We start from the raw sequence: 24,395 nt of genomic DNA on the forward strand, positions 1-24,395 counted from the left end.
GGGTGGCGGGGCGGGTGCTGGACGGTCAGTCGAGGTTCTTTGACGCGAGGTAGTCGCGCGCCACGTCTCCGGGCTTCTCGCGGTCGCGGTCCACCCGGCTCTTCATCCTGATCAGGTCCTTTGTGGTGAGCGTCTCGGTCAACTCGTTGAGCGCGGCGGCGACGTCCTTCCCGCCCGCGTCCTCGGCGTTGACGACCGGCAGGATGTTGTCGGCGTTCTGGAGCCGCTTGTCGTCCTTGAGCAGCACCAGGTCGAAGGCGTCCAGGGTGGCGTCGGTCGTGGTGGTCAGCACGAGCTGGTCGGTGCCGTCCTTGACCGCCTGCTTGGCCTGGGTGGTGCCGACGCCCTTGGGGTCGATCTCGGTGATGTCGATTCCGTAGGTCTTCTCCAGGCCGGGGCGGCAGAAGGGGCGGGTCTCGCACTCGTCCCCGGCCGCCAGCTTGATCCTCTCCTTCGACCTGCCCAGGTCGGTGAGGGTCCTGAGCTTGTGTTCCGTGGCGAAGTCCCGGCGTACGGCGAAGGCGTTCTGCGCAACCGCGTCCCCGGCGGGCAGCACCTTCAGTCCGCGCTTGGTGGCCAGTTTCCGCAGCGCGGTGACGGTCTCGTCGACGTCGTTGGTGGCGACGGGCTTGGCGTCCTTGCCGTTCTCCTCGGAGTTGAGGTACTCGGCGAGGGTGGCGGCGTACTCGGGCACCACGTCGATCTGCCCCTTGCGCAGCGCCGGTTCGTACAGTTCGCGGTTCTTCAGCTTGCTGATGTCGGTGGAGTATCCGGCGCGGGTGAGGACGGCCGCGTACAGCTCGGCGGTCAGCTGGGACTCGGTGAAGCCCGCGGAGCCGATGACCAGGCTGCCCCTGTCGCCGCCGGAGCCACCGTCCTCCTCCAGGCTGTCGCCGCCGCAGGCGGTCAGGGTGAGCGCGAGGACGAGGGCGGTGACGGCCCCCGTGGTCCGGGCGCGACGGGGCGTCCGGGCGGCCGGGGTGTGGTGTGAACTCCGCTGGTGGGGAGGGCGGTTGAAGGTGTCCATGGGGTTCCGTTCCTCAGGCCGATGGCTGTGCCGGGATCGTGTGGTCCGGTGCGGGGGACGGCGCCGCGGGGCCGTCCTGGCCGGTGGCGGGGCTGCCGGTGCGGGCGGGGGAGCTGGCGGGGCGGCGGCGCGTCGGGTCCAGCAGCCGCTGGGTCAGCGCCAGCGCCGCCTCGACCAGCAGCGCCAGCCCGGCGACCAGCACCGCGCCCGCGACGACCTGGGGGGTGTCGTGGTTGCCGAACCCGGCGGTGATGACCCGGCCGAGGCCGCCCCCGCCGGGCAGCGCGGCGAGCGTCGCGGTGGCGACCAGCTGCACGGCCGCCGAGCGGATGCCGGTCATCAACAGTGGGAAGGCCAGCGGCAGTTCGACGCGGAGGAGCAGCTGGCCGCCGGACATCCCCATGCCGCGCGCGGCCTCCACCACGTCCCGGTCGGCCTCGCGGACGCCGACGTAGGCGTTGGTCAGCAGTGGTGGGACGGCGAACAGCACCAGCGCGACGATGGTCGGCCAGTCGCCGTGCTTGCCGAGCGGGCTGAGCGCCAGCAGCACCAGCACCGCGAACGTCGGTACCGCGCGGCCCACGTTGGAGATGTTGACGGCGAGCGCCCCGCCCCGTCCGACGTGTCCCAGCCACAGCGCGAGGGGCAGCGCGAGAGCGCAGGCGAACAGCAGGCTGAGCGCGGTCAGGGTGGCGTGCTCGCCGAGCCGCTGCCAGACGCCGCCCTGCCGCGTCCAGTGTTCCGCTGTGGAGAGCCAGCTCCACACGTCCGGGATCACTCCCATGGTTCACCGCCTCCTCTCGACGCCCGAACCGGCGTACCGGGCTGGGGTGTCGGCGTCGGACTGGTCGGAGGGAGAGGCGGCGCCGGACGGGACGGCCGCGCGGGACCGGAGGCGGGAGCGCCGTGGCGCGGTGCCCCGGGTCCAGGGTGTGAGCCGCCGTTGCAGCCCGAGCAGGGCGAGGTCGGCGAGCACGGCCAGCAGGACGCAGAGCACCGAGGCGGTCAGCACCTGGGCCTTGAAGAGGCTCTCCATCCCCTCGTGGATGAGGTTGCCCAGCCCGCCGAACCCGACGATCGCACCGACCGTGGTCAGGGAGACGGCGGAGACCGTCGCGATGCGCACCCCCGCCATCAACGCCGGGAGCGCGAGGGGCAGTTCGACCTCGAAGAGCAGTCGCGCCGGGCCGTATCCCATACCGCGCGCCGCCTCTCGGGCCTCCCGTGGCACGGACGCCAGCCCGGTCAGGATGTTGCGCACCAGCACGGTCAGCGAGTAGAGCGCCAGCCCGGTCACCACGACCGAGGCGGAGACCCCGAAGACCGGCAGCAGCAGCGCGTACAGCGCCAGCGAGGGGATGGTGTAGAGCACGGTGGTCAGCCCCAGCACCGGCCCCGTGGCCCGGCGCCAGCGACGGGCGACGAGCGCCAGGGGGAGCGCGATGAGGAGTGCGAGCGTCACCGAACTGGCGGTGATCCACACGTGCTCGACGGTGGCGTCCAGCAACTCCGGTGTCCGGGAACGGACGTACTCCGGGCAGATCCAGTCGTTCGCGGTGAGGCAACTGGACCCGTCCGCCGCCGACTGTCCGGGGTCCGCCGCCTGTTGTCCGTGGTTCACAGCCTGCTCCCGCTGTTTCGTGGGGAGTTGCCCGTTATCGATGATCCGGTGTCCGGTGTGTTCGGGGAGCGCTGGTGTGGCGCGGCCGCCAACGGCCCCCGCGTCGTGGACGGTTCGGGGTGAGCCTCGGCTTCGCCGGATGCCGTCACTGGATCTCCCGCACGTCAACCACCCTTTCGCGCCGAGTCGTTGAGCCACCGGCCGGGTGGCACCGACCGGCGACCCTACCCGTCCCCCCGGACTTTGGTTCGCGACTTCGTACGAACGTCATGACCCGTACCCGGCCGCGCGGTAGATTCCCGGCGTGGCCCCCGCAGCCGACGAAAACGAGTCGATGATCCGCTTCGAGAACGTCACCAAGCGCTATCCCGACGGCACCACGGCGGTCGAGGGCCTCTCCTTCGAGGTGGAGCGGGGCGAGATCGTCACCCTCGTGGGGCCGTCCGGCTGCGGCAAGACGACCACCATGAAGATGGTCAACCGCCTGATCGAGCCCACCTCGGGGCGGATCCTGCTGGACGGCGCCGACATCGCGGACGCCGACCCGGTCGAACTGCGCCGCCGCATCGGCTACGTCATCCAGCAGGTGGGACTCTTCCCGCACAAGACCGTGCTGGAGAACACCGCGACCGTGCCGCACCTGCTCGGCTGGCCCAGGGCGAGGCGGCGCGAGCGCGCGGCCGAACTGCTGGAGCTGGTCGGCCTCGACCCCGCCGTACACGGGGCCCGCTACCCGGAGCAGTTGAGCGGTGGCCAGCGTCAACGCGTCGGTGTGGCCCGTGCGTTGGCCGCCGATCCACCGGTACTGCTGATGGACGAGCCGTTCGGCGCCGTCGACCCCGTGGTGCGCGGGCACCTCCAGAGCGAGTTCCTCAAACTCCAGGCGGCGCTGCACAAGACGGTGTTGCTGGTCACCCACGACATCGAGGAGGCGGTACGCCTCGGCGACCGGATCGCGGTGTACGGGGAGGGCCGCGTCGAGCAGTTCGCCGCGCCGAGCAAGGTGCTGGGCGCCCCCGCCACCCCGTACGTCGCGGACTTCGTCGGAGCCGACCGGGGGCTCAAGCGGCTCGCCGTCACCCCGATCGAGACCGCCGACCTGGAGGAGCCGCCGGTCGTCAACCTCAACGACCGGATGGAGACCGCCGTCGCGCGGATGCGCGCGGACGGCGCCCGATGGGCCGTCGTCCTGGACGACGGCACCGAACTGCACGGCTGGATCGCCGCCGAGACGGCCGACGACGCCGCGCCCACGGCGACCGTCGCGGACCACGCGCGGCGCATGGAGGCGTGGCTGCCGATCGGCGCCTCGCTCAAGCAGGCGTTCAGCACCATGCTCCAGTACGACGCCGGGTGGATCGCGGTACTCGACCCGGAGCGTGACCACCGCTTCCTCGGCGTCCTCACCCCCCGCCGTCTGCACGAGGCGCTGCGCCGCTCGGTCGACGCGGACGAGCGGGACATCGACCGGGCCGACGTGGTGCTGAAGTCCGTTGGCGCCGCCTGAGACTGGCCCCCGCGCCCCGTCGCGTCCGGTTCCCGGGGCACGGCGTCCGGGTCCTCCCGGCCCGCCACCCGGAGATCCGCCCGCCCCCGGTGCCGGTCCTGTGGTACGGCGTGCCGCGCCCTGCCGCCGGGCGACCGGGGTCAGTTGTGGGCCGTCGGCCTGAGACCGCGCGACATACCGGGCTGACCGCCCCTGGAGCGGCCGCCGTTCGGGCTGTCCCCGCCCCGACTCCCGTCGTCCCGTGGGGTGTTGCCCCGGTCTCCGGCGTCCCGGCCTTCGTCTGGGCGGAGGGAGCCGTCGCCCCGTGGGCCGCCGTCCGGCTCCTCGTCCTCCTGGCCACCGTCCCGCTTCCGGCTCGCGGCCCCTGAGCGGGTGCCGAAGAAGTCGAACCCGCCGCCCTTGCCGTCCTTCCGCCCCCGGCCGTACTCCCGGTTGGCGGGCGGCCCGGACCGCCCGCCCGGGTCGCTCGCGGTGTCCCCGGACCGGGAACCGCCGTCACCGCCCGGCCCAACTCCGGCCCGGGAGGCCCGCGTCGAGCCGGAGCCGGACGGGGAACCGGCCGCCGCCCCGGAGCGGGGGCCGGGCGCGGGAGCGCCACCGGTCCGTGGCCGCGGGACGGGCCGGAGCGCCGGACCGGAGCCCTCGGCACCGTCGACCTCGGGAGCCGCCCCGGTGGAGGGCACGGCCTCGGTCGCGCGCTCCGCCTCCCGCTGTTCCCGTTGCCGGGCCACACTGCGCGTGAGGTTGCGCAGCGCCTCCGCGGCCTGGAGGTAGGTGAGCGTGCTCGGGGCGCCGGAGGACTGCCGGTGGTCGGTGGCGGTGGCCGGGAGTGCCATCGTCGGCTTGGCCGCCTCCAGTTGGAGCTGCCGCCGCCCCTCCAGGGCGTTCGCACGCTCCGTCTCGGCCTGGGCGTACCGGCGGAGCAGATCCGCGTGTTCCGAGCGCAGCCCGGCGAGTTCGGCGCGCTTGTCGCGCATCCGCTGCTCAAGCCGCTGCCGGAGGTCGCGCAACTCCTCGGTGTCCGCCGACAGTTCCGCGTGCCGCTCCTCGGCCTGGGACTCGGCGCTGGCCGCCTCCGACCGGAGGGCGGCCACCTTCCGGCCCGCCGCGCGGTCCCAGGAGCGGAGCAGTACCGCACCGGCCGTCGCGGAGAGCGCGGCGGCGGCGGTCAGCCCACGCAGGATCACCGTCTCCGTGTCGCCGACGCCGCTCTCGCCGACGAACCACGCGGCACCGGCGCAGGCGAGGGCGGCCACCGCGACAGCGACCGGGAGCAGGAGCCGGTGCAAGGGCGGTGAATGACGATGACGACCACGTGGCATGGCTCGGAATGTACCGTGACCTCGGTCATGCACGACACCGGACAAAGCGCATCGTTATGCCGTCACAACCCCGTGGAGCCGGGCGCGCGACCTCGCGGTGCTCCCCCGGGTGAGCGGCTTCCGCGCCGTCGCGCGGCCGTCGGGCCGCCCCGCCGCCGGACCCCCTCCCGCCGCCGGGACCGGGTGTATCCCATGAGCCGGGAAACTAGGGCGAGTTGGGTTTACCGGGCGAACCGGGTGGGATCGGAGTGCCGGGTGCGGCGGACGTGTCCGGTGTGCCGGGTGTGCCCAGCATGCCGAGCGCGTCGAGCAGGCCGAGCACGCCGGACGGATCGGCTGTATCAGGCGTATCGGGTGATTCGGTTGGATCGGGCATGTTGGGCGTCCGGGTTCGCTGGACGTGGGCGGTGAGGTGGGTCAGGTCGCTGACCCCGGTCAGATCGGTGACCTTCGAGCGGGCCGGGCGGTGGCCGGGCGGGACGGAGTCCGCCGGGTGTGCGGGTCCTGTGGAGATCCCGGACCCCGTGGGTGCCGCGAGCCCCGTGTGGCCGGTGGGGTCGGTGGGGCGCACGGAACCGGCGGGGTACGTGGGACCCGTGGGATCCGTGGAACCGGCGGGGTCGGCCGGGGGGAGGGCGGGGCCGACGGGGTGGAGCAGCCAGTGGAAGGCTCCCAGCCCGTCCCGGGCGGTGAGTTCGGCGGCCTCGCCCGCCTCCGCCAGCGCCCGGACGTACCGCGCGGGGTCGCGGCTGGCCAGGGCGAGCGGCGGACGGTCACCCCGGACGCCGAGCGCGCGCAGGGCCGTCCGCTGGGTGAGCAGGCTGCCGCCACCGGCGGCCTCCGCGCAGGCGTCCAGCGCCACGTGGGCGGTGAGGTCGCGGCCGCCGTCGGGGACCGGACGGACCTGGCGGCCGTCCCGGTAGCCGGTCAGGGTGCCGTGGGGCGGGCGGTCCGCGCGCGTGTGCGCGTAGTCGACGGCCACCGCGAGCCCCGCCCGTACGGTGCGCACGGCCGCCGCCCAGGCGTGGTCGCGGGGCGCGCCCAGCTCCACCCGGTACCCCGCGACGCCCCACCAGTCGCCGTCCGGCGCGGAGTTGGCGCCGAGCGAGGCGACGTCGCCGCCGGAGTGGCCGCCGGAGTGGGTCTCGGCGTCGGGCTCCCACTCCGTGCGGGGCGTCCCCGCGTCGGACGGGATTCCGGTGCCGGGCGTGGGCCCGGGCAGCGGTGGGGGCGTGGTGGGGGAGCCCCGGGTGGGGCCGGTCGCCGTCCCGGCTCCGGGGTCGTCGTCGGGCAGCGGCCACCAGCGGCGCTGCCAGGCGGCGTCCGCCTCGGTGAGCGGCGCGCCCAGCCGCTCCTCGCCCGCCGGGTCGGTGAGGACGTAGCGCGTGACGCCCGAGGCGTCCCGTTCGGCGATGTCGAGCGGGACGTTGTCCAGCCACTCGTTGGCGAACAGCAGCCCGGTGACGCTGTCTTCGGGCGGGAGGTCCGCGCGCCACTCGATGGCGGGGTCGAGACCGGACGGGCGGGGCGCCCGTTCGACCGCCACCGTCCGCAGGCGCCGGGCGAGTTCGGGGGTGGCGCTCACCAACCCCCGTACAGAGGTGAGGAGTTCCCCTCGACCAGCACCCACGTCCACCAGGGTCAGCGGAGAGGGGTGGCCGAGCAGCCGGTCGACCCGGCGCAGCAGCCGGGTCACGGCGGCGGCGAACAGCGGGGAGGCGTGCACCGAGGTACGGAAGTGCGCCCCGGGCGCCTCCCGCACGAAGAACCCGGGCGCCCCCGGGGCGGCGCCCGCCCCGGGGGCGCCCGGGTTCGCCTCCGGGCCCCCACCCGTGTCCGCCGTCTCCGGTCCGGTACCCCTGTCCGCCGCCTCCGGGCCCGTCCGCCCGGGTTCCGGCCGCGCCACCGTCTCCGTACGCCGCCGGTCACGTTCGGTGCGCGGGTGGGCGGGGGTGCCGCCGTCCGGCTCGTGCCCGGCGGGGCTCGCACCGGCGGTTCCGTAGAGCGCGCGGTCCATCGCCGCGCGCCAGCCCCTGACGTCGGAGGTCACGGTGGTCACCGTACGTGCGTAGGGCTTCCCTCCACCTTGGGGAGTACGTGTGGAGGCCGGTTATCGGCCGTCCGGCTGACCCTGGTGGGTCACCGCGCTTCCTACCCTTGGGTATGTGAACCGGCTCTACGACTTCATCCGCAGACACCCCACCTGGGTGGACGGTCTCTGGGCCGGACTGCTGCTGGTGCTGTCCTGCGTCTGGATCGTCGCCAGCCTGGCCCAGCCGGGTGTCGACCAGATGCTCAAGGACCGGAAGGAGCAGGTCGCCGCCGTACCGATCGTGCTCGCGCTGAGCCTGGTCGTCGCCCTGCGGCGCCGCGCGACGGACCAGATGCTGCTGCTCGCGACGGGCGCGGGCCTCGCGCAGCTGGTGGCGGACGTGGAGCCGAACCCGGGCAACTTCGCCTTCCTGGTGATCGTCTTCACGGTGGCCTCGAAGGGGGCCGGCTGGGCCTCGCGGTTCGCGCTGGTGGGAGCGGCCGTCGCCCCCGCGATCTCGACCCTGCGCTGGCCCGAGACCTCGCAGGGGACCATGAGCGCGGTGCTCAACTGCGTCTTCCTGACCATCCCGTTCCTGCTCGCCTGGGTGCTGGGCGACTCGATGCGGACCCGCCGCGCCTACTACCAGCAGCTGGAGGAGCGCGCCACCCGGCTGGAGAAGGAGCGTGAGGCGCAGTCCAAGGTGGCGGTCGCCGCCGAACGCGCCCGGATCGCACGCGAGTTGCACGACGTGGTGGCGCACAACGTCTCGGTGATGGTCGTGCAGGCGGACGGCGCCGCGTACGTCCTGGACACCGCGCCGGACCGGGCCCGGCAGGCGCTGGAGACCATCTCGGGGACGGGGCGGCAGGCACTGGCCGAAATGCGCCGCCTGCTCGGGGTGTTGCGGACCGGTGAGGGCACCGCGCGCGACCACGACGAGTACGTCCCCCAGCCCGGTGTCGAGCAGCTGGCCGAACTGGTGGAGCAGGTGCGGGCCACCGGCCTCACCGTCGACTTCCGGGTGGAGGGCACCCCCCGGCCGCTGCCCAGCAGTGTGGAGCTGACCGCCTACCGGGTCGTCCAGGAGGCGCTGACCAACACCCGCAAGCACGGCGGTCCGGAGGTGGGGGCCACCGTGCTGCTCAGCTACGGCGCCGACGACCTGACCCTCCTCGCGGAGGACGACGGACGCGGCGCCCAGGCCGTCCTCTACGACGACGGTGGGGCGGACGGCCTGGGGCACGGGCTCATCGGCATGCGGGAGCGGGTCGGTATGGTCGGCGGCAGCCTGGAGGCCGGGCCGCGCGCGGGCGCGGGCGGCTTCCGGATCACGGCGGTACTGCCGCTCAAGGGCGCCTCGTGACGCCGTCCCCGCCGCCCGCCCCCGCCCCTACCCCCGTTCCCAGTCCCGTTCCCGCTCCCGTCCCCGTTGTTCTCTCCCGGCGCCCCGGCCAGGGGCTCCCGGCAGACGCGGCCCACGACTCGCACGGCGCTCCCGGCCCGGTACGACGTGTGCGGACGCCCGGTCCACCACGAAGGGATTCACCGCTATGACGATCCGCGTCATGCTCGTCGACGACCAGGCCCTGCTCCGTACCGGGTTCCGGATGGTGGTGGAGGCGCAACAGGACATGGAGGTGGTCGCGGAGGCCGGGGACGGCGCCGAGGCCCTGGAGGTGCTGCGGGGCCAGCCCGTCGACGTGGTGCTGATGGACGTGCGCATGCCGCGCGTCGACGGGGTCGAGGCCACGCGGCGGATCTGCGAGGGCGGCGAGGGGGGCGCGAGCGACCCGAAGGTGCTGATCCTCACCACCTTCGACCTCGACGAGTACGCCTTCTCCGCGCTGAAGGCGGGGGCCAGCGGCTTCATGCTCAAGGACGTGCCGCCCGGGGACCTGCTGCACGCCATCCGCGCGGTGCACAGTGGCGAGGCGGTCGTGGCGCCCAGCACCACCCGGCGGCTGATCGACCGGTTCTCGATGGTGCTGCCCTCGGCCAGCCCCGAGCCGCCCGCGAAGGAGCTGGAGCGGCTGACCGACCGGGAGCGCGAGGTGCTCGTCCTCGTCGCCCAGGGCCTCTCCAACGGGGAGATCGCCCGGCATCTGGTGCTCTCCGAGGCGACGGTCAAGACCCATGTGGGCCGCATTCTCGCCAAGCTCTCCCTCCGGGACCGGGTGCAGGCCGTGGTGCTGGCCTACGAGACCGGCCTGGTCCGCGCCCGCGGGGAGTGAGGCGCGCCGCCGGCTGACGGGACGCGGGGACGGCGTTCCGCGCCCCACCCCCGTCCCCATCTCGGGGGCGCGTGGCGGGGGCGGGGCGATGTACACCACACCGTGCGAATCCGGCGCGGGGGCTTACGATGGCGAGGATGCGTACGGCACCCGCGGCGGTCGCGGGGCTGGAACGCCGATGGCGTCGATGGAAGGCCGTCACTCCGTGAACGCGAACCCCCAGCCCCCCGAGCGGGGCACTCCGGCGCGGGCCGAGGACCGGCCGGCGCGGCTCGCCGTCGGCGTGGTCGGCACCGGGCGGGTCGGACCCGCCCTCGCCGCCGCGCTGGGCCTCGCGGGCCACCGGCCGGTCGCCGCCTCCGGCGTCTCCGACGCCTCCCGGCGCCGGGCCGCCGAGTTGCTGCCGGGCGTCCCGCTGGTCGCTCCCGGTGAGGTGCTGGCCCGTGCCGAGCTGGTGCTGCTGACCGTCCCCGACGACGTGCTGCCCGACCTGGTGGCGGGGCTCGCGGAGACCGGCGCCGTGCGCCCCGGGCAGCTGGTCGTGCACACCTCGGGCCGGTACGGCGCCGGTGTGCTGGCCCCGGCGCTCCGCGCCGGGGCGCTGCCGCTCGCCCTGCACCCCGCGATGACCTTCACGGGCACCCCGGTGGACGTGCAGCGCCTCGCGGGCTGCTCCTTCGGGGTGACCGCACCGGAGGAACTGCGGCTCGCGGCCGAGGCGTTGGTCATCGAGATGGGCGGGGAGCCCGAGTGGGTGGCCGAGGAGTCCCGGCCGCTGTACCACGCGGCGCTGGCGCTGGGCGCCAACCACCTCGTCACCCTGGTGGCACAGTCCATGGAGCTGCTGGGCGAGGCGGGGGTGCGAGCCCCGGACCGGATGCTCGGGCCGCTGCTCGGGGCCGCGCTCGACAACGCGCTGCGCTCCGGCGACGCGGCGCTCACCGGCCCGGTGGCGCGCGGCGACGCCGGTACCGTCAACGCCCATGTGGCCGAACTCCGGCGGCACGCACCGCAGATGGTGGCCGGATATCTGGCGATGGCCCGGGCGACCGCCGACCGCGCGCTGGACAGTGGGCTGTTGAAGCCGGAACTCGCGGAGGACCTGCTGGAGGTGCTCGCGGAGCACTCGCAGCGCGGAGGAGCTGACACATGACCCCGAACACCGCTGGGAGCCCCGGCATATCGACCGGCCCTTCCAGCAACCCCGGTACGTCGAGTGGTACTTCGGGCGGTACTTCGGACGTCCTCGGCGACTCCGCCGTGACGGGCGGCACGTCCGGACCGTCGCCCGGACCGCCCGCCCCGCCGAACGGCACGGCCGGGGCGCCGGGTGCGGCGGATGGCGGTCAGGAGGCGTCCGCCGCCCGGCCGTCGCTGCTCCGTACGGTCGCCGCCGCGCGTGCGCTCGCCCGGCCGGAGGGCGCCCGCGCGGTCGTGATGACGATGGGCGCGCTGCACGCCGGTCACGCGGCGCTCGTCCGGGCGGCCCGCGAGCGGGTGGGGCCGGAAGGGCAGGTCGTGGTCACCGTGTTCGTCAACCCGCTCCAGTTCGGCCCCGGCGAGGACCTGGACCGCTATCCGCGCACCCTCGACGCCGACGTCGAACTCGCCGGCCGGGAGGGCGCGGACGTGGTGTTCGCGCCCGCGGCGCGGGAGGTCTACCCGGAGGGCGTGCCGCGGGTCACCCTCGCGGCCGGGACGATGGGGGAACGGCTCGAAGGGGCCTCGCGGCCGGGGCACTTCGACGGCATGCTGACCGTCGTCGCCAAGCTGCTGCACCTCACCGCGCCGGACCTCGCGTTCTTCGGTGAGAAGGACGCCCAGCAACTGGCCCTGATCTCCCGCATGGTGCGGGACCTCGACTTCCCGGTGGAGATCGTGGGCGTGCCCACCGTCCGGGAGCCGGACGGGCTGGCGCTCTCCAGCCGGAACGGCTACCTCTCCGAGGCCGAGCGGGTCTCGGCACGCGCTCTCTCCCGGGCGCTGTTCGCCGCCGGGGAGCGCGCCGGGGAGGGGCCACGGGCGGTGCTGGAGACGGCGCGTGCGGTGCTGCGTGGGGCGGCCGCCGCCCAGCCGCCGGTGACCACCGACTACGTGGCGCTGGTCGACCCGTCCGACTTCACGGAGCTGACCGAGACCACCGGCGGTCCCCGGCCGGCGGTGCTGGCGGTCGCCGCGCGGGTCGGTTCCGTCCGGCTGATCGACAACGTCCGGCTCACGTTGGGCCGTTCCGACACGGCCGGGGCCAACGAGCCGCAGCGGGCGGGCCGATGAGCCGCACTCCGGAGCGGAGTTCCGAAGTGCCCGCAGACACCGGGGAGTTGCGGCTCGGGGGAGCCGAAGCGCTCGCCGCGCCGCCGCCGGGCTGGACCCTGGAGGCGGACGTGGTGGTCGTCGGGTCCGGAGTCGCGGGCCTCACCGCCGCGTTGCGCTGTGCGGCGGCGGGCCGCCGCACCGTCGTGGTGACCAAGGCGCGGCTGGACGACGGCTCCACGCGCTGGGCGCAGGGCGGGATCGCCGCCGCGCTCGGCGCCGACGACAGCCCGGCCCAGCACCGGGACGACACGCTGCTCGCGGGCGCCGGACTCTGCGACGAGCGCGCGGTCCACACGCTCGTCACCGAGGGCCCGGAGGCGGTACGCCAACTCATCGCCACCGGCGCCGCGTTCGACCTGGCGGAGGACGGCGGGATCGAGCTAACCCGGGAGGGCGGCCACCGTCGGCGCCGCATCGCGCACGCGGGCGGGGACGCGACGGGCGCGGAGATCTCCCGCGCGCTGGTCGCCGCCGTCACCGGCCGCCCCGCCGACAGCCGTCCCGTCACCGGCCGCCCGGCCGAAAGTGGCTCCGCCGACGCCGAGTTGCCGCTGCGCACCGTGGAGAACGCGCTCGTCCTCGACCTGCTCACCACGCCCGAGGGAGCGGCGGCCGGGGTCACCCTGCACGTCATGGGCGAGGGGCAGCGCGACGGGGTGGGCGCGGTGCGCGCGCCCGCCGTGGTGCTCGCCACCGGGGGCATGGGCCAGATCTTCTCCGCCACGACCAACCCCGCGGTCTCCACCGGCGACGGGGTGGCGCTCGCGCTGCGGGCGGGCGCCGAGGTCTCGGACCTGGAGTTCGTCCAGTTCCACCCGACGGTGCTCTACCTCGGCCGGGACGCGCGCGGCCAGCAGCCGCTGATCTCCGAGGCGGTCCGCGGCGAGGGCGCGCATCTGGTGGACGCCGACGGGGTGCGGTTCATGCTCGGGCAGCACGAACTCGCGGAGCTGGCGCCACGGGACGTCGTCGCCAAGGCGATCATGCGGCGCGCCGCCCAACAGGGAGTGCCCCACATGTACTTGGACGGACGGCACTTCGGCGCCGCGATGTGGGAGAGCCGCTTCCCCACCATCCTCGCGTCCTGCCGCTCGCACGGCGTCGACCCGGTGACCGGGCTGATCCCCGTCGCGCCCGCCGCGCACTACGCGAGCGGCGGCGTACGGACGGACCTGGCCGGGCGGACCACGGTGCCCGGGCTGTACGCCTGTGGCGAGGTCTCCTGCACCGGAGTGCACGGCGCCAACCGGCTCGCGTCGAACAGCCTGCTGGAGGGGCTGGTCTTCGCCGAGCGCATCGCCGCCCGGATCACCGCCCCCGGCTCCGGCCCGTCCGCGAACCCCGCCCCGTTCCCGAGCGCCGCCGACGGTCCCGCCCCCGGTCCCGTGTCGTCCCCGGCCCGCCGAGTGCTGCTGCCGCCCCAGGCCCGTCCGGTGATCCAGCGGGTGATGACGGAGGGCGCCGGGGTGCTCCGCTCGGAGCGCAGCCTGGCCGAGGCCGCCGCGCGCCTGGACCAACTGGCCGCCGAGAGCGACGTGTTGGAAAGCGACGTGTTGGAAGCCGGTACGACCGGGCGGGCGGAGCCAGGGGTGGAGGCGTGGGAGACCACCAACCTCCTGCTGGTGGCCCGCGCCCTGGTCGCGCTGGCCAGGCGCCGGGCCGAGACCCGGGGCTGCCACTGGCGGGAGGACCACCCGGAGCGGGACGACCGAGGCTGGCGCCACCACCTCGTCGCCGCCCTGCCCGACGCTTCCGATCATGGCCCTGACCAGCACGGTCATCGGATCGCCACGGCGGCCCGTAACCTCGTGGTGCGTACGACGGAAACGATGGACCCGACGGGAACGACCGTTCCTTCGGTCGCGAACAAGGAGAAGCCGTGACCAACCCCACCCCGCAGCCCGTTCACGTGCCGCTGCTGACCATCGGGGGCCCGCCCGTCGGGGCCGAGGCGGACGGCGGCTGCGGGTCCGCCTGCGGCTGCGGCGGCCCCGAGGGCGCCGACCTCGACCCGCTGGACTGCGGGCTGGACCCGGATCTGGCGGCGCTGCTGGCCGAGGCGGGGCTCGACCCCGTCCGGGTGGAGGACGTGGCCCACCTCGCCATCGAGGAGGACCTGGACCAGGGCGTCGACGTCACCACCGTCGCGACCGTCCCGGAGGACGCCGTCGCCGTCGGTGACTTCACCGCCCGCGCGGACGGCGTGGTGGCGGGACTGCGCGTCGCCGAGGCGGTGCTCTCCGTGGTCTGCACCGACGAGTTCGAGGTCGAACGGCACGTCGAGGACGGTGACCGGGTGGTCGCGGGCCAGCCGCTGCTGACCGTCCGCACCCGCACCCGGGACCTGCTCACCGGCGAGCGGAGCGCGCTGAACCTGCTCTGCCACCTGTCCGGCATCGCCACCGCCACCCGAGCCTGGGCGGACGTCCTGGAGAGCGCGGGAACCGGCGCGCGGGTGCGCGACACCCGCAAGACGACGCCCGGACTGCGCGCGCTGGAGAAGTTCGCGGTGCGCTGCGGCGGCGGCGACAACCACCGGATGTCGCTCTCGGACGCCGCGCTGATCAAGGACAACCACGTGGTCGCGGCGGGCGGGGTCGCCGAGGCGTTCCGCCGGGTGCGCGAGGAGTTCCCCGACCTGCCCGTCGAGGTCGAGGTGGACGCGCTCGACCAGCTCGAACCGGTGCTCGCGGAGGGCGCGGACCTGGTGCTGCTCGACAACCTCTCGCCGGAGGAGACCGCCGAGGCCGTCCGACGCGTCGCCGGACGCGCCCAGTTGGAGTCCTCGGGCGGTCTGACGCTGGAGAACGCCGCCGCCTACGCGGCCACCGGAGTGGACTTCATCGCGGTGGGAGCGCTCACCCACTCGTCCCCGGTTCTCGATATCGGTCTCGACCTGCGCGACGATCGCTGACCTCCACCACGGATCACCACGGAACCGGGGCCCCGCACCATGCTGTTGACGATTGACGTAGGCAACACCCAGACCGTCCTCGGCCTGTTCGACGGACAGGAGGTGGTCGAGCACTGGCGCATCTCCACCGACCCACGGCGCACCGCCGACGAACTGGCCGTGCTGCTCCAGGGGTTGATGGGCATGCACCCGCTGCTCGGCGAGGAGCTGGGGGACAGCGTGGAGGGGATCGCGATCTGCTCCACCGTCCCCTCGGTACTCCACGAGCTGCGCGAGGTGACCCGGCGCTACTACGGCGACATCCCCGCCGTGCTCGTCGAACCCGGCGTCAAGACGGGCGTGCCGATCCTGGTGGACAACCCCAAGGAGGTCGGCGCGGACCGCATCATCAACGCCCTGGGCGCGATCGAGCTGTACGGCGGCCCGTGCGTGGTCGTCGACTTCGGCACCGCGACCACCTTCGACGCGGTCTCCGCCCGGGGCGAGTACGTCGGTGGCGTCATCGCCCCCGGCATCGAGATCTCCGTGGACGCGCTGGGGATGCGCGGCGCGCAGCTCCGCAAGATCGAACTGGCCCGGCCCCGGAGCGTGATCGGCAAGAACACCGTCGAGGCGATGCAGTCCGGCATCCTCTACGGCTTCGCGGGCCAGGTCGACGGCGTCGTGAACCGGATGGCCACCGAACTCGCCGACGACCCGGACGACGTCACCGTCATCGCCACCGGCGGCCTGGCGCCGATGGTGCTCGGCGAGGCGATGACAATCGACGAACACGAGCCCTGGATCACCCTGATCGGCCTCCGCCTGGTCTACGAGCGCAACGTCGCCCGCCTCTGACCCACCGCCCGCCCCGCTCCGCGACCACCAGGCTCCCCCAGCTCCCCGGTTCCTCCGGGACCGTTCGGGCCGCTCCGGACCTGTCCGCGCTTCCCCGGAGGTCACCCGGGCCGCTCGGGGCGCACCCCCGGTGCCGCGTCGTGCGGTCGTGTGTCCCCCGGGTTCGCCCAACTTCCGCTCTCGGCCGACCAGTTGCCCCCGTACCGGCGACGCCCCCGGCCCACCACCACGTCCCCGACCCCCCTCTCCCCCACACCCCCGGCACGTCCGGTGTTACCGAGCACCGCACCTCCGATCCGCCGGCGCACCACCACCCCGGCCGCCGCTCCCGACCGTCTCCGGGGCCACGATCCCAAGCGCCCACCGAAATCGCGGAGTTGGCCGCCGCCTTCAGGGGATCCCGACCACCACCCACGCAACCCCGGACGTAGCCCCACACCCACGCACCCTCCCCAACAGCCCGCACCCGGACCGTTCTTCGACAACCGGCCCACCAGCGGCCTCAGTTGTCCACGAATCGACCAACTCCCGTATCCACACCTGTGGATGGTCTGTCCGCCCCGCGCGAACCGCGCCCCGGCCGCACGCCCACCCGGAAGCGCTTCCCCGCGGCCGCCCTCCCGGCCGCCCCGTACCCCTCGCCACCCCCTCGCCGCACCCACCCCGACCCCCGACCCCGGCCTCTTGCCCTCCGCACGCGCACCGGGCCACACCGCGACCTCCCCGCCCGCCGATCGGCCGGACCCGCCCACCCGTAGCGGCGCCCGGCCGCCGGAGGCGGGCCGTTGGAACACGCGGCGGGCCACGCGGGCCACGCGCGGGCAGGGCGGGCGTTGACCGCCCCCGTCCACACGCTGTGGACAGGGGCGGGGGCGCCACGCCCAGCGGGAGCGATCAGCCCAAGGAGCCCGGGGGCCCGGCCTATCGTCACCCCATGCCCACCCCACACGGTTCCCGAGGCGGCATGGCCTTCAGCGCGGCCGAGCTGGAGGTACTGCGCTCCGCCCTCGCTGCCGCTCTCCGCGCCCGCCCCGGTACCGAGGACCGGACGCGCCCGACGAACGACGACGCCGGGCGGCACCACCCGGGACGGGACCTCCGCCCCTACCTTCGCCTCGCCGAAGCCATCGAGGAGACGGCGGCGGAGGACGCCCGCTACCGCGCCTTCCTCCTCGCGGACCTCGCACGACACCGGGCCGCGCTCCCCGGCGCCGCCACCGGGTACCTGACTCGCCTCGAAGAGGCCCTCACCCTCGACTGCCTGCCCCATCCGGACGACCTGGCGGCACTGCGCATGCTGCGCGCGCACGCGCGCGTCCCCGCCGAGGCGCGGCGCCGCGCCGGTCTGCTGCACCGCTGCGCCGAGCTGCTCGACCGGCCCGTCCGTACCCGGCTGCGGGTGCTGCCCGGTGGCCGTACCCCGCGCGGCGTCGCCCTCGCGTCCGTCGAGGGGTGCACGGCGTGGGGCGCCGGGCACGCGCTGGTGACGCACGAGGGCACGGCGGCCGAGCGGGCCGCGCGGGTCACCGCCGCGCGGCACGCCGCCTCGGCCGTCGGGTCCCCCGGTCTGCCCGCGGCCCGGCCGGGCTCCCCGGAGGACCCGAGCCACGAGCCGACCCCCGAACCGGGAGCCGAGCCGGACGCCAACCTCAATCCCGAGCCCGTGCCGAGCCCCGATGCCCCGGACCGCGAGGTTCCGGAACTCGAAGTCCCGGTCCGCGAACCCGTCTCCGAGCGCCTTCCGGAGGCACGGGTCGCGGAGGAGCAGCCACCGACGGGAGCGGAAGCGGACTCCACGGAGCACGATGGGGAGGCCGACGACGCCGACCCGGGCGAACCCCGGTGCGGAGGGACCCCGGAGGAGCGGGACGCCGGGGAACCCGAGTTGGACGAGCGGGAGCCGGAGGAGTGGACGGAGCCGAAGTACGAGTCGGAGGCTCCGCGCACGGACGAGACGGATCAGACGGATGAGGTGGAGGAGGCGGGCGAGCCGGAGGAGGAGGGCGGGACGGACGAGCCCGTGACCGCTCTCCCACTGGACGCCGTGGCCACCAACGAGCCCGCCGAGACAGGGGAGTTCGCCCCCGCCCCCGCGGTGACCACCGAGCACGAGGCCACCGAGCACGAGGCCACCGTCCGCGACGACGCCGAGCACGAGCCCGGGGAGCACGAGGCCACGCGGTACGACGCCGCCGAACACGAGGCGACGGAGCACGAGGTGGCCGAGTACGAGGCGACGGGGGCGCTCGGGCACGAGGAGCGCGGTGGGCACGCTCCGTCCGGACAGCCCGTTCAGTCCGGGAACGTGGAGGAGCCGGGTGACTCGGGCGATGCCGGGGACTCCGGGGACTCGGGCGAACCCGGTGAGTCCGGCGAACCGGCGGAGCCGGGGGAGGGTACGGGGGAGCCGGAGCCCGAGGAGGAGCAGCCCGAGCGGCCCGCCGAACCCGCGGCTCCGTCCCCGTCCCGTCCGTCGGACACCCCGGGGACCTCCGAGCCGAGGTCGCCCAGTCCCGGCAAGCCCGTACCGACCCCGGCCGAGGTCTTCCCGCCCCGGCGCCGCCGGTTGCCGCCGCCGGAACAGGCCGCCGACCGGGTGCTGTCAGCCTGAACGCCGTCCCCACGCGGGGGCCGGGACACCGACTTCGGTGTCCCGGCCCCCGCGTTCTGGGTGGGTGGCGGGCGCGGCGTAGGCTGGGGTACCGGACAGAGGGAGGCCCACCGCCATGGACTACATCGCCGCGCTGACCCCGCCGTTCCTGATGGCGACGGCCTTTACCGCACTCATCGTGACGATCGTGAAGAGCCAGGGGGGCGCGAACAAGGCGAAGGAGGACGCCGCCGTGGACGCGGCGTTGGCCCAGGCCGAAGCGCGCGGCGAGCAGCGGGACGCCTGAACCGCTTCGACAGTCCGCTCCCCCGCCGCACCCGCCGAGCGCCATCCGCCAGGCAGCCGTTGCCGCTCGCGTTCGCCAGTGGACGTCCGTCGGTCGTCACGTCCACGGTTCGACCCCCTCGCGGTAGTGGGGGAACAGCGCTTCCCCGACGTCCCGCGCTTCCCCTGACGCCCCGCGAGCGGTCCGCGACTCTCCCGCCGCCGACCGCGCACCGGACGGCTGTCCGGATCACGCACGGCGCGTACGACAGGAGGCCCGCGTGGGGCAGCCACCGACCGCTTCCCTGGTTTCGGGGCCGCCGACTCGGGCCGGGGCACCGGGGGTTCGGGTTTCGGAGCGCGGGCGCGCAGCTTTCCGGTCGTTTTCCCGGGGTACCCCAGCCCGCCGCGTGGCGGTTTTCGCCCCCGCCTTCCTCTCCGCCTTCCCCCTCGCCTTTCCGGAGGCCAGAAAAGCCGCGCATACTGGACATCTGCCCTTATTATGCTCGTCGTGGCTCGACGTTTGGGAGACCTGGAAGACGCCGTCATGACCCGGGTATGGCGGTGGAACCGGCCAGTTACCGTGCGAGAAGTCCTCGAAGATCTTCAGGAAGAACGCTCCATCGCCTACACCACCGTGATGACGGTAATGGACAACCTTCGCCTGAAGGGATGGCTTCGCAGAGTCGGGGAAGGCCGCGCCTATCGTTATGAGGCGGTGTCCACCCGTGCCGCCTACTCGGCGGCACTGATGAACGAAGGGTGGTCGGCCAGTGACAACCCGGCCGCCGCCCTCGTCGACTTCTTCGGGATGATGTCCCCCGAACAGGTAGACGTGCTCCGGGACGCACTCCGGGTCGTACAACTGCGTGGCGTGCACCTCGACACCCCCGGCGAGAGAGACGAGCCGCCGGGGCGATAGCGTCCTTACATGGCAGAACCCGGGAGAGTGAGCCCGCTCACCGAAGTCTCCGTCCGCAGGGCGCGTACCTCGGACGTGCCCGCGATCCGCCGACTCCTCGACGTCTACTCGCGGGACCGCATCCTCCTCGACAAAGCGACGGTGACGCTTTACGAGGACATCCAGGAGTTCTGGGTCGCCGAGCGCGACCACGACGGCACGGTGGTCGCCTGCGGTGCGCTGCACGTGATGTGGGAGGATCTGGCCGAGGTCAGGACGCTGGCGGTGGATCCGGCGCTCAAAGGGGCCGGGGTCGGGCACCTGGTGCTGGATAAGTTGCTCCAGACCTCGCGCTGGCTCGGTGTCCGGCGCATTTTCTGTCTCACCTTCGAAGTGGACTTCTTCACCAAGCACGGCTTCACCGAGATCGGTGAGACGCCGGTGGACGGCGATGTCTACAGTGAGCTGCTGCGTTCCTATGACGAAGGCGTGGCCGAGTTCTTGGGACTGGAACGCGTGAAGCCCAACACCTTGGGTAACAGTCGCATGCTGCTGCATCTCTGAGGGACTCAGAAGTGCGGCGCTATGTCCGAAAGATCCCGTGAATCCTCGTCCGCGGTGCGAGCAAAGTCCACCGAGGGTTTGAGTTTCTTCCGGAAAAGCGGTTTGCTTTGTCGGCAGTATCGGCAATGCGTTATCAACGAATGGGAGCAGCAGGTGGCTCAGAAGGTTCAGGTTCTTCTTCTCGATGACCTCGACGGCGGCGAAGCGGACGAGACCGTGACCTTCGCGCTCGATGGGAAGACCTACGAGATCGACCTCACCACCGCCAATGCGGACAAGCTCCGTGGCGTGCTGGAGCCCTATGTCAACGGTGGCCGCCGTACCGGTGGGCGCTCCGGCCGTGGAAAGGCCCGCGCCGCCTCTCCGAGCGCCGGTGGTCAGGACACGGCGAAGATTCGTGCCTGGGCCAAGGAGCAGGGTTACGAGGTCAACGACCGGGGCCGGGTGCCCGCGAATATCCGTGAGGCGTACGAGAAGGCCAACGGCTGAGCTGGCCGGGTGCCACGTTTTGCGGGCGGGTGTGGGGCGGTCGTCGCACACGCCAGCCGCAGGAGGTCCGGAACCGGACCCGTGCCCGGTTCACGCCCTGGCCCGGGAGGCCGCACATGACAGGCGCGGCCTCCCGGGCGACGTAGCGGGGCGCCCACGGAGCGACGCCGGTGGCGCGCCCCGCAGGTCACCCCGGTAGCCCCACGGGGCGGCGCGGATTCGGCCGCCTCTGACGCCCCCGCCTCCGCACCGCCTGGAGCCGCCCGACGCCCGGGCCTCTCCGTCTCCTCCGTATCCCGTCGGACGTCCCCCTTCGACGTCCCCGTGTCCTCCGGACGTCCCTCCATCGGCCGGTTCCCCGCGCGCTCCTTCCCGCGCCGGGTCGACCCCCTTCCCGGGCACCGGTTCGCCGCTCCCCAGGCCCGCGTCCCCGCCCGGTTCCAGCCCGCCTGGTTCCTCCCGGGGCCGGGATCTCCTCCCCGGGGCATAAGCCCCCAGCTCCCCGCTCCCGGGCCTCCGGTTCCCCATGGGGCCGCACCGCGAGCGCGCTCCGCTCCGCCGCGCTTCCCGTCCGCGCCGCTCGTCTGCTCCGGTCCCGCGAGGTCGCGGAATCCCTCTCATCCGTCCCTCTCGCGTTCGGCCGGTGGGCGCCGTCGACCGAAGCGGATCGATGGCGGGAGGGTGGCGTGCGACTGTGAACGGGAAAACACCGTGCGGTGTGCAACTGGTGATCGCGAAAGACGGTCACGCTTTGTCGATTGTTCGCACGCACAGGGTGATTCCCGAAGGGAAGGTGGGCGCCGCAAGGCTGTTCGCCATCAGCGGATGTGGGGTGCTCTCTCGGTCCGGGGCCGCATGGAGCGTCCGGGCTGGCGGGTAGGAAGCCCCCAGGAGAGCGGAGGAAATCCTGGTGAAACGGGGGTGTGGAAGGGCGGTGTCGGTGAAGGGCGGGCGTGTCGACGAGAGGGCGTTCGCCGTCGGCGTAGTGGATCCAGGTGAATACGCCTGGCCTGCGGGAACATCGTCTCGCACCATCGGGTTGGAACTGCTGTCGGCTGTCCGGGGCAGGGGGCCATGGACTGGTGTCGGCAGTTGGAATGAGCGGTCCCCCGTTGCGGGACTAAGCTGCGGAAGGACAGCGAGGGGAGCGTCCCCTCGTTGCCTGACCGCTCTGAGGAGCGATTAACGATGTTCGAGAGGTTCACCGACCGCGCGCGGCGGGTTGTCGTCCTGGCTCAGGAAGAAGCCCGGATGCTCAACCACAACTACATCGGCACCGAGCACATCCTTCTGGGCCTCATCCACGAAGGAGAGGGTGTCGCCGCTAAGGCACTGGAGAGCCTCGGGATTTCGCTTGAGGCTGTCCGTCAGCAGGTGGAGGAGATCATTGGCCAGGGCCAGCAGGCCCCGTCCGGCCACATCCCCTTCACCCCTCGCGCCAAGAAGGTCCTGGAGCTGTCGCTCCGGGAAGCCCTTCAGCTCGGCCACAACTACATCGGCACCGAGCACATCCTGCTCGGCCTGATCCGCGAGGGCGAGGGCGTCGCCGCCCAGGTCCTCGTGAAGCTGGGCGCCGATCTCAACCGGGTGCGGCAGCAGGTCATCCAGCTGCTCTCCGGTTATTCCGGCGGCAAGGAGGCGGCCACCGCTGGTGGCCCCGCCGAGGGCACTCCCTCGACCTCCCTGGTGCTGGACCAGTTCGGCCGGAATCTGACGCAGGCGGCCCGCGAGTCCAAGCTCGACCCGGTTATCGGGCGAGAGAAGGAAATCGAGCGGGTCATGCAGGTGCTGTCCCGCCGTACCAAGAACAACCCGGTCCTGATCGGCGAGCCCGGCGTCGGCAAGACGGCCGTCGTCGAGGGGCTGGCGCAGGCCATCGTCAAGGGCGAGGTGCCCGAGACGCTCAAGGACAAGCACCTCTACACGCTCGACCTCGGCGCCCTCGTCGCGGGCTCCCGCTACCGCGGTGACTTCGAGGAGCGGCTGAAGAAGGTGCTCAAGGAGATCCGCACCCGCGGCGACATCATCCTGTTCATCGACGAGCTGCACACGCTGGTCGGTGCGGGCGCCGCCGAGGGCGCGATCGACGCGGCGAGCATCCTCAAGCCGATGCTGGCCCGCGGCGAGCTCCAGACCATCGGCGCCACCACGCTGGACGAGTACCGCAAGCACCTGGAGAAGGACGCGGCGCTGGAGCGCCGTTTCCAGCCGATCCAGGTCGCGGAGCCGTCGCTGGCGCACACCATCGAGATCCTGAAGGGTCTGCGCGACCGGTACGAGGCGCACCACCGCGTCTCCATCACGGACGCCGCCCTGGTCGGCGCGGCCACGCTGGCCGACCGGTACATCTCGGACCGCTTCCTGCCGGACAAGGCCATCGACCTGATCGACGAGGCCGGATCGCGGATGCGCATCCGTCGGATGACCGCTCCGCCGGACCTCCGCGAGTTCGACGAGAAGATCGCCGGTGTCCGCAAGGACAAGGAGTCCGCGATCGACTCGCAGGACTTCGAGAAGGCGGCCTCGCTCCGGGACTCGGAGAAGCAGCTGCTGGCCCAGAAGGCCAAGCGGGAGAAGGAGTGGAAGGCCGGCGACATGGATGTCGTGGCCGAGGTCGATGAGGAGCTCATCGCCGAGGTGCTGGCCGCGTCCACCGGTATCCCGGTCTTCAAGCTGACCGAGGAGGAGTCCTCGCGGCTGCTGCGCATGGAGGAGGAGCTGCACAAGCGCGTCATCGGCCAGGAGGACGCCATCAAGGCGCTCTCGCAGGCCATCCGGCGCACCCGTGCGGGCCTCAAGGACCCGAAGCGGCCGGGCGGTTCGTTCATCTTCGCCGGTCCGTCCGGTGTCGGTAAGACCGAGCTGTCCAAGACGCTGGCCGAGTTCCTCTTCGGCGACGAGGACGCCCTGATCTCCCTCGACATGTCGGAGTTCAGCGAGAAGCACACCGTCTCCCGGCTGTTCGGCTCGCCCCCCGGCTACGTCGGCTACGAGGAGGGCGGGCAGCTCACCGAGAAGGTGCGCCGCAAGCCGTTCTCCGTGGTGCTGTTCGACGAGGTGGAGAAGGCCCACCCGGACATCTTCAACTCGCTGTTGCAGATCCTGGAGGACGGTCGCCTGACCGACTCCCAGGGCCGCGAGGTGGACTTCAAGAACACGGTCATCATCATGACCACCAACCTCGGCACCCGGGACATCTCCAAGGGCTTCAACCTCGGCTTCGCGGGCCAGGGCGATGTCAGCACCGGGTACGAGCGCATGAAGTCCAAGGTCAACGACGAGCTGAAGCAGCACTTCCGGCCGGAGTTCCTGAACCGTGTCGATGACACGGTCGTCTTCCACCAGCTCACGCGGGACGACATCATCCGGATCGTCGACCTGATGCTGGCCCAGGTGGACGAGCGGCTCAAGGACCGTGACATGGGCATCGAGCTGAGCACGGACGCCAAGGAGCTGCTGGCCAAGAAGGGCTACGACCCGGTGATGGGCGCCCGGCCGCTGCGCCGGACGATCCAGCGCGAGGTGGAGGACGAGCTGTCGGAGAAGATCCTCTTCGGCGAGCTGCGTCCCGGCCACATCGTCGTCGTCGACACCGAGGGCGAGGGCGAGGAGAAGAAGTTCACCTTCCGGGGTGAGGAGAAGGCCGCGCTGCCTGACGCGCCGCCCGTCGAGTCGGCGGCCGGTGGCGGTCCGAACCTCTCCAAGGAGAGCTGACCTCCGAGAGAACTGACTCGGTCCGGGGCCCGGCACCCAGTG

Annotated in this window: 18 protein-coding genes and 1 pseudogene; 14 read left to right on the forward strand and 5 right to left on the reverse strand. The window is 73.1% G+C overall.

The genetic code is table 11. The features are described 5' to 3' along the window. Positions 1-25: 25 nt before the first annotated feature. The 3 genes from E0L36_RS19935 to E0L36_RS19945 are packed head-to-tail and all read right to left on the reverse strand — an operon-like array spanning position 26 to position 2,648. Entirely contained in the window at positions 26-1,027 is a 1,002-nt protein-coding gene (locus E0L36_RS19935; RefSeq protein ID WP_180930488.1) for an ABC transporter substrate-binding protein, read from the reverse strand. A gap of 13 nt (positions 1,028-1,040) precedes the next feature. After that, positions 1,041-1,811 carry an ABC transporter permease gene (locus tag E0L36_RS19940; RefSeq protein WP_180930489.1) on the reverse strand — a complete coding sequence of 257 codons (771 nt, stop codon included), beginning with the start codon at positions 1,809-1,811 and terminating at the stop codon, positions 1,041-1,043. A gap of 3 nt (positions 1,812-1,814) precedes the next feature. Then, positions 1,815-2,648 carry an ABC transporter permease gene (locus E0L36_RS19945; protein ID WP_180930490.1) on the reverse strand — a complete coding sequence of 278 codons (834 nt, stop codon included), beginning with the start codon at positions 2,646-2,648 and terminating at the stop codon, positions 1,815-1,817. A 334-nt stretch (positions 2,649-2,982) separates the two neighbouring features. Here E0L36_RS19945 and E0L36_RS19950 point away from each other — a divergent pair, with 334 nt between their 5' ends. Further along, the gene (locus tag E0L36_RS19950) at positions 2,983-4,155 is read left to right on the forward strand and encodes an ABC transporter ATP-binding protein (RefSeq protein ID WP_180930824.1); all 1,173 of its coding nucleotides are present in this window, start codon (positions 2,983-2,985) and stop codon (positions 4,153-4,155) included. A gap of 140 nt (positions 4,156-4,295) precedes the next feature. On the opposite strand, the gene E0L36_RS19955 is transcribed toward E0L36_RS19950, so the two are convergent. Together E0L36_RS19955 and E0L36_RS28540 are read right to left on the reverse strand one after the other, a co-directional pair. Next, a complete protein-coding gene (locus E0L36_RS19955; protein WP_180930491.1) occupies positions 4,296-5,477 on the reverse strand; it encodes a hypothetical protein in 1,182 nt (393 codons plus the stop codon). A gap of 634 nt (positions 5,478-6,111) precedes the next feature. Continuing rightward, positions 6,112-7,257, reverse strand: a pseudogene (locus E0L36_RS28540) (SAM-dependent methyltransferase); the annotation flags it as partial. Between the two features lie 385 nt (positions 7,258-7,642). Between E0L36_RS28540 and E0L36_RS19965 the strand changes: the two are divergent. The 13 genes from E0L36_RS19965 (at position 7,643) to E0L36_RS20025 (ending at position 24,353) form a co-directional block, all read left to right on the forward strand. Next, complete coding sequence (locus tag E0L36_RS19965) at positions 7,643-8,875, forward strand: sensor histidine kinase (RefSeq protein WP_180930493.1); 1,233 nt, start codon at positions 7,643-7,645, stop codon at positions 8,873-8,875. A 187-nt stretch (positions 8,876-9,062) separates the two neighbouring features. Next, entirely contained in the window at positions 9,063-9,743 is a 681-nt protein-coding gene (locus E0L36_RS19970) for a response regulator transcription factor (RefSeq protein WP_180930494.1), read from the forward strand. A 187-nt stretch (positions 9,744-9,930) separates the two neighbouring features. Continuing rightward, entirely contained in the window at positions 9,931-10,896 is a 966-nt protein-coding gene (locus E0L36_RS19975; protein WP_180930825.1) for a Rossmann-like and DUF2520 domain-containing protein, read from the forward strand. Further along, entirely contained in the window at positions 10,893-12,017 is a 1,125-nt protein-coding gene (gene panC / locus E0L36_RS19980; protein WP_180930495.1) for a pantoate--beta-alanine ligase, read from the forward strand. Before E0L36_RS19975 ends, panC begins: the two co-directional genes overlap by 4 nt. After that, entirely contained in the window at positions 12,014-13,942 is a 1,929-nt protein-coding gene (locus E0L36_RS19985; RefSeq protein ID WP_180930496.1) for an L-aspartate oxidase, read from the forward strand. The genes panC and E0L36_RS19985 overlap by 4 nt, the downstream gene beginning before the upstream one ends. Beyond that, complete coding sequence (gene nadC, locus E0L36_RS19990) at positions 13,939-14,973, forward strand: carboxylating nicotinate-nucleotide diphosphorylase (protein ID WP_180930497.1); 1,035 nt, start codon at positions 13,939-13,941, stop codon at positions 14,971-14,973. Before E0L36_RS19985 ends, nadC begins: the two co-directional genes overlap by 4 nt. Before the next feature lie 39 nt (positions 14,974-15,012). Next, positions 15,013-15,810, forward strand: a complete 798-nt coding sequence (locus E0L36_RS19995) for a type III pantothenate kinase (protein WP_180930498.1) — start codon at positions 15,013-15,015, stop codon at positions 15,808-15,810. Positions 15,811-16,744: 934 nt separating this feature from the next. Next, positions 16,745-18,421 carry a hypothetical protein gene (locus tag E0L36_RS28300; protein WP_180930916.1) on the forward strand — a complete coding sequence of 559 codons (1,677 nt, stop codon included), beginning with the start codon at positions 16,745-16,747 and terminating at the stop codon, positions 18,419-18,421. Positions 18,422-18,536: 115 nt separating this feature from the next. Further along, the gene (locus tag E0L36_RS20005; protein ID WP_180930499.1) at positions 18,537-18,707 is read left to right on the forward strand and encodes a hypothetical protein; all 171 of its coding nucleotides are present in this window, start codon (positions 18,537-18,539) and stop codon (positions 18,705-18,707) included. A gap of 489 nt (positions 18,708-19,196) precedes the next feature. Next, positions 19,197-19,607: a BlaI/MecI/CopY family transcriptional regulator gene (locus E0L36_RS20010; protein ID WP_308416842.1), complete on the forward strand. Its 411-nt coding sequence runs from the start codon at positions 19,197-19,199 to the stop codon at positions 19,605-19,607. Between the two features lie 9 nt (positions 19,608-19,616). Beyond that, positions 19,617-20,150 carry an amino-acid N-acetyltransferase gene (locus E0L36_RS20015; RefSeq protein WP_180930501.1) on the forward strand — a complete coding sequence of 178 codons (534 nt, stop codon included), beginning with the start codon at positions 19,617-19,619 and terminating at the stop codon, positions 20,148-20,150. A gap of 153 nt (positions 20,151-20,303) precedes the next feature. Further along, entirely contained in the window at positions 20,304-20,639 is a 336-nt protein-coding gene (locus E0L36_RS20020; RefSeq protein WP_180930502.1) for an Lsr2 family protein, read from the forward strand. A gap of 1,188 nt (positions 20,640-21,827) precedes the next feature. Continuing rightward, positions 21,828-24,353: an ATP-dependent Clp protease ATP-binding subunit gene (locus E0L36_RS20025; RefSeq protein ID WP_180930503.1), complete on the forward strand. Its 2,526-nt coding sequence runs from the start codon at positions 21,828-21,830 to the stop codon at positions 24,351-24,353. Positions 24,354-24,395 lie beyond the last annotated feature (42 nt).

Origin of the sequence: Streptomyces sp. AJS327 (assembly GCF_013450295.1) — a bacterium.
In the GTDB taxonomy this organism is placed as follows: Bacteria; Actinomycetota; Actinomycetes; order Streptomycetales; family Streptomycetaceae; genus Streptomyces.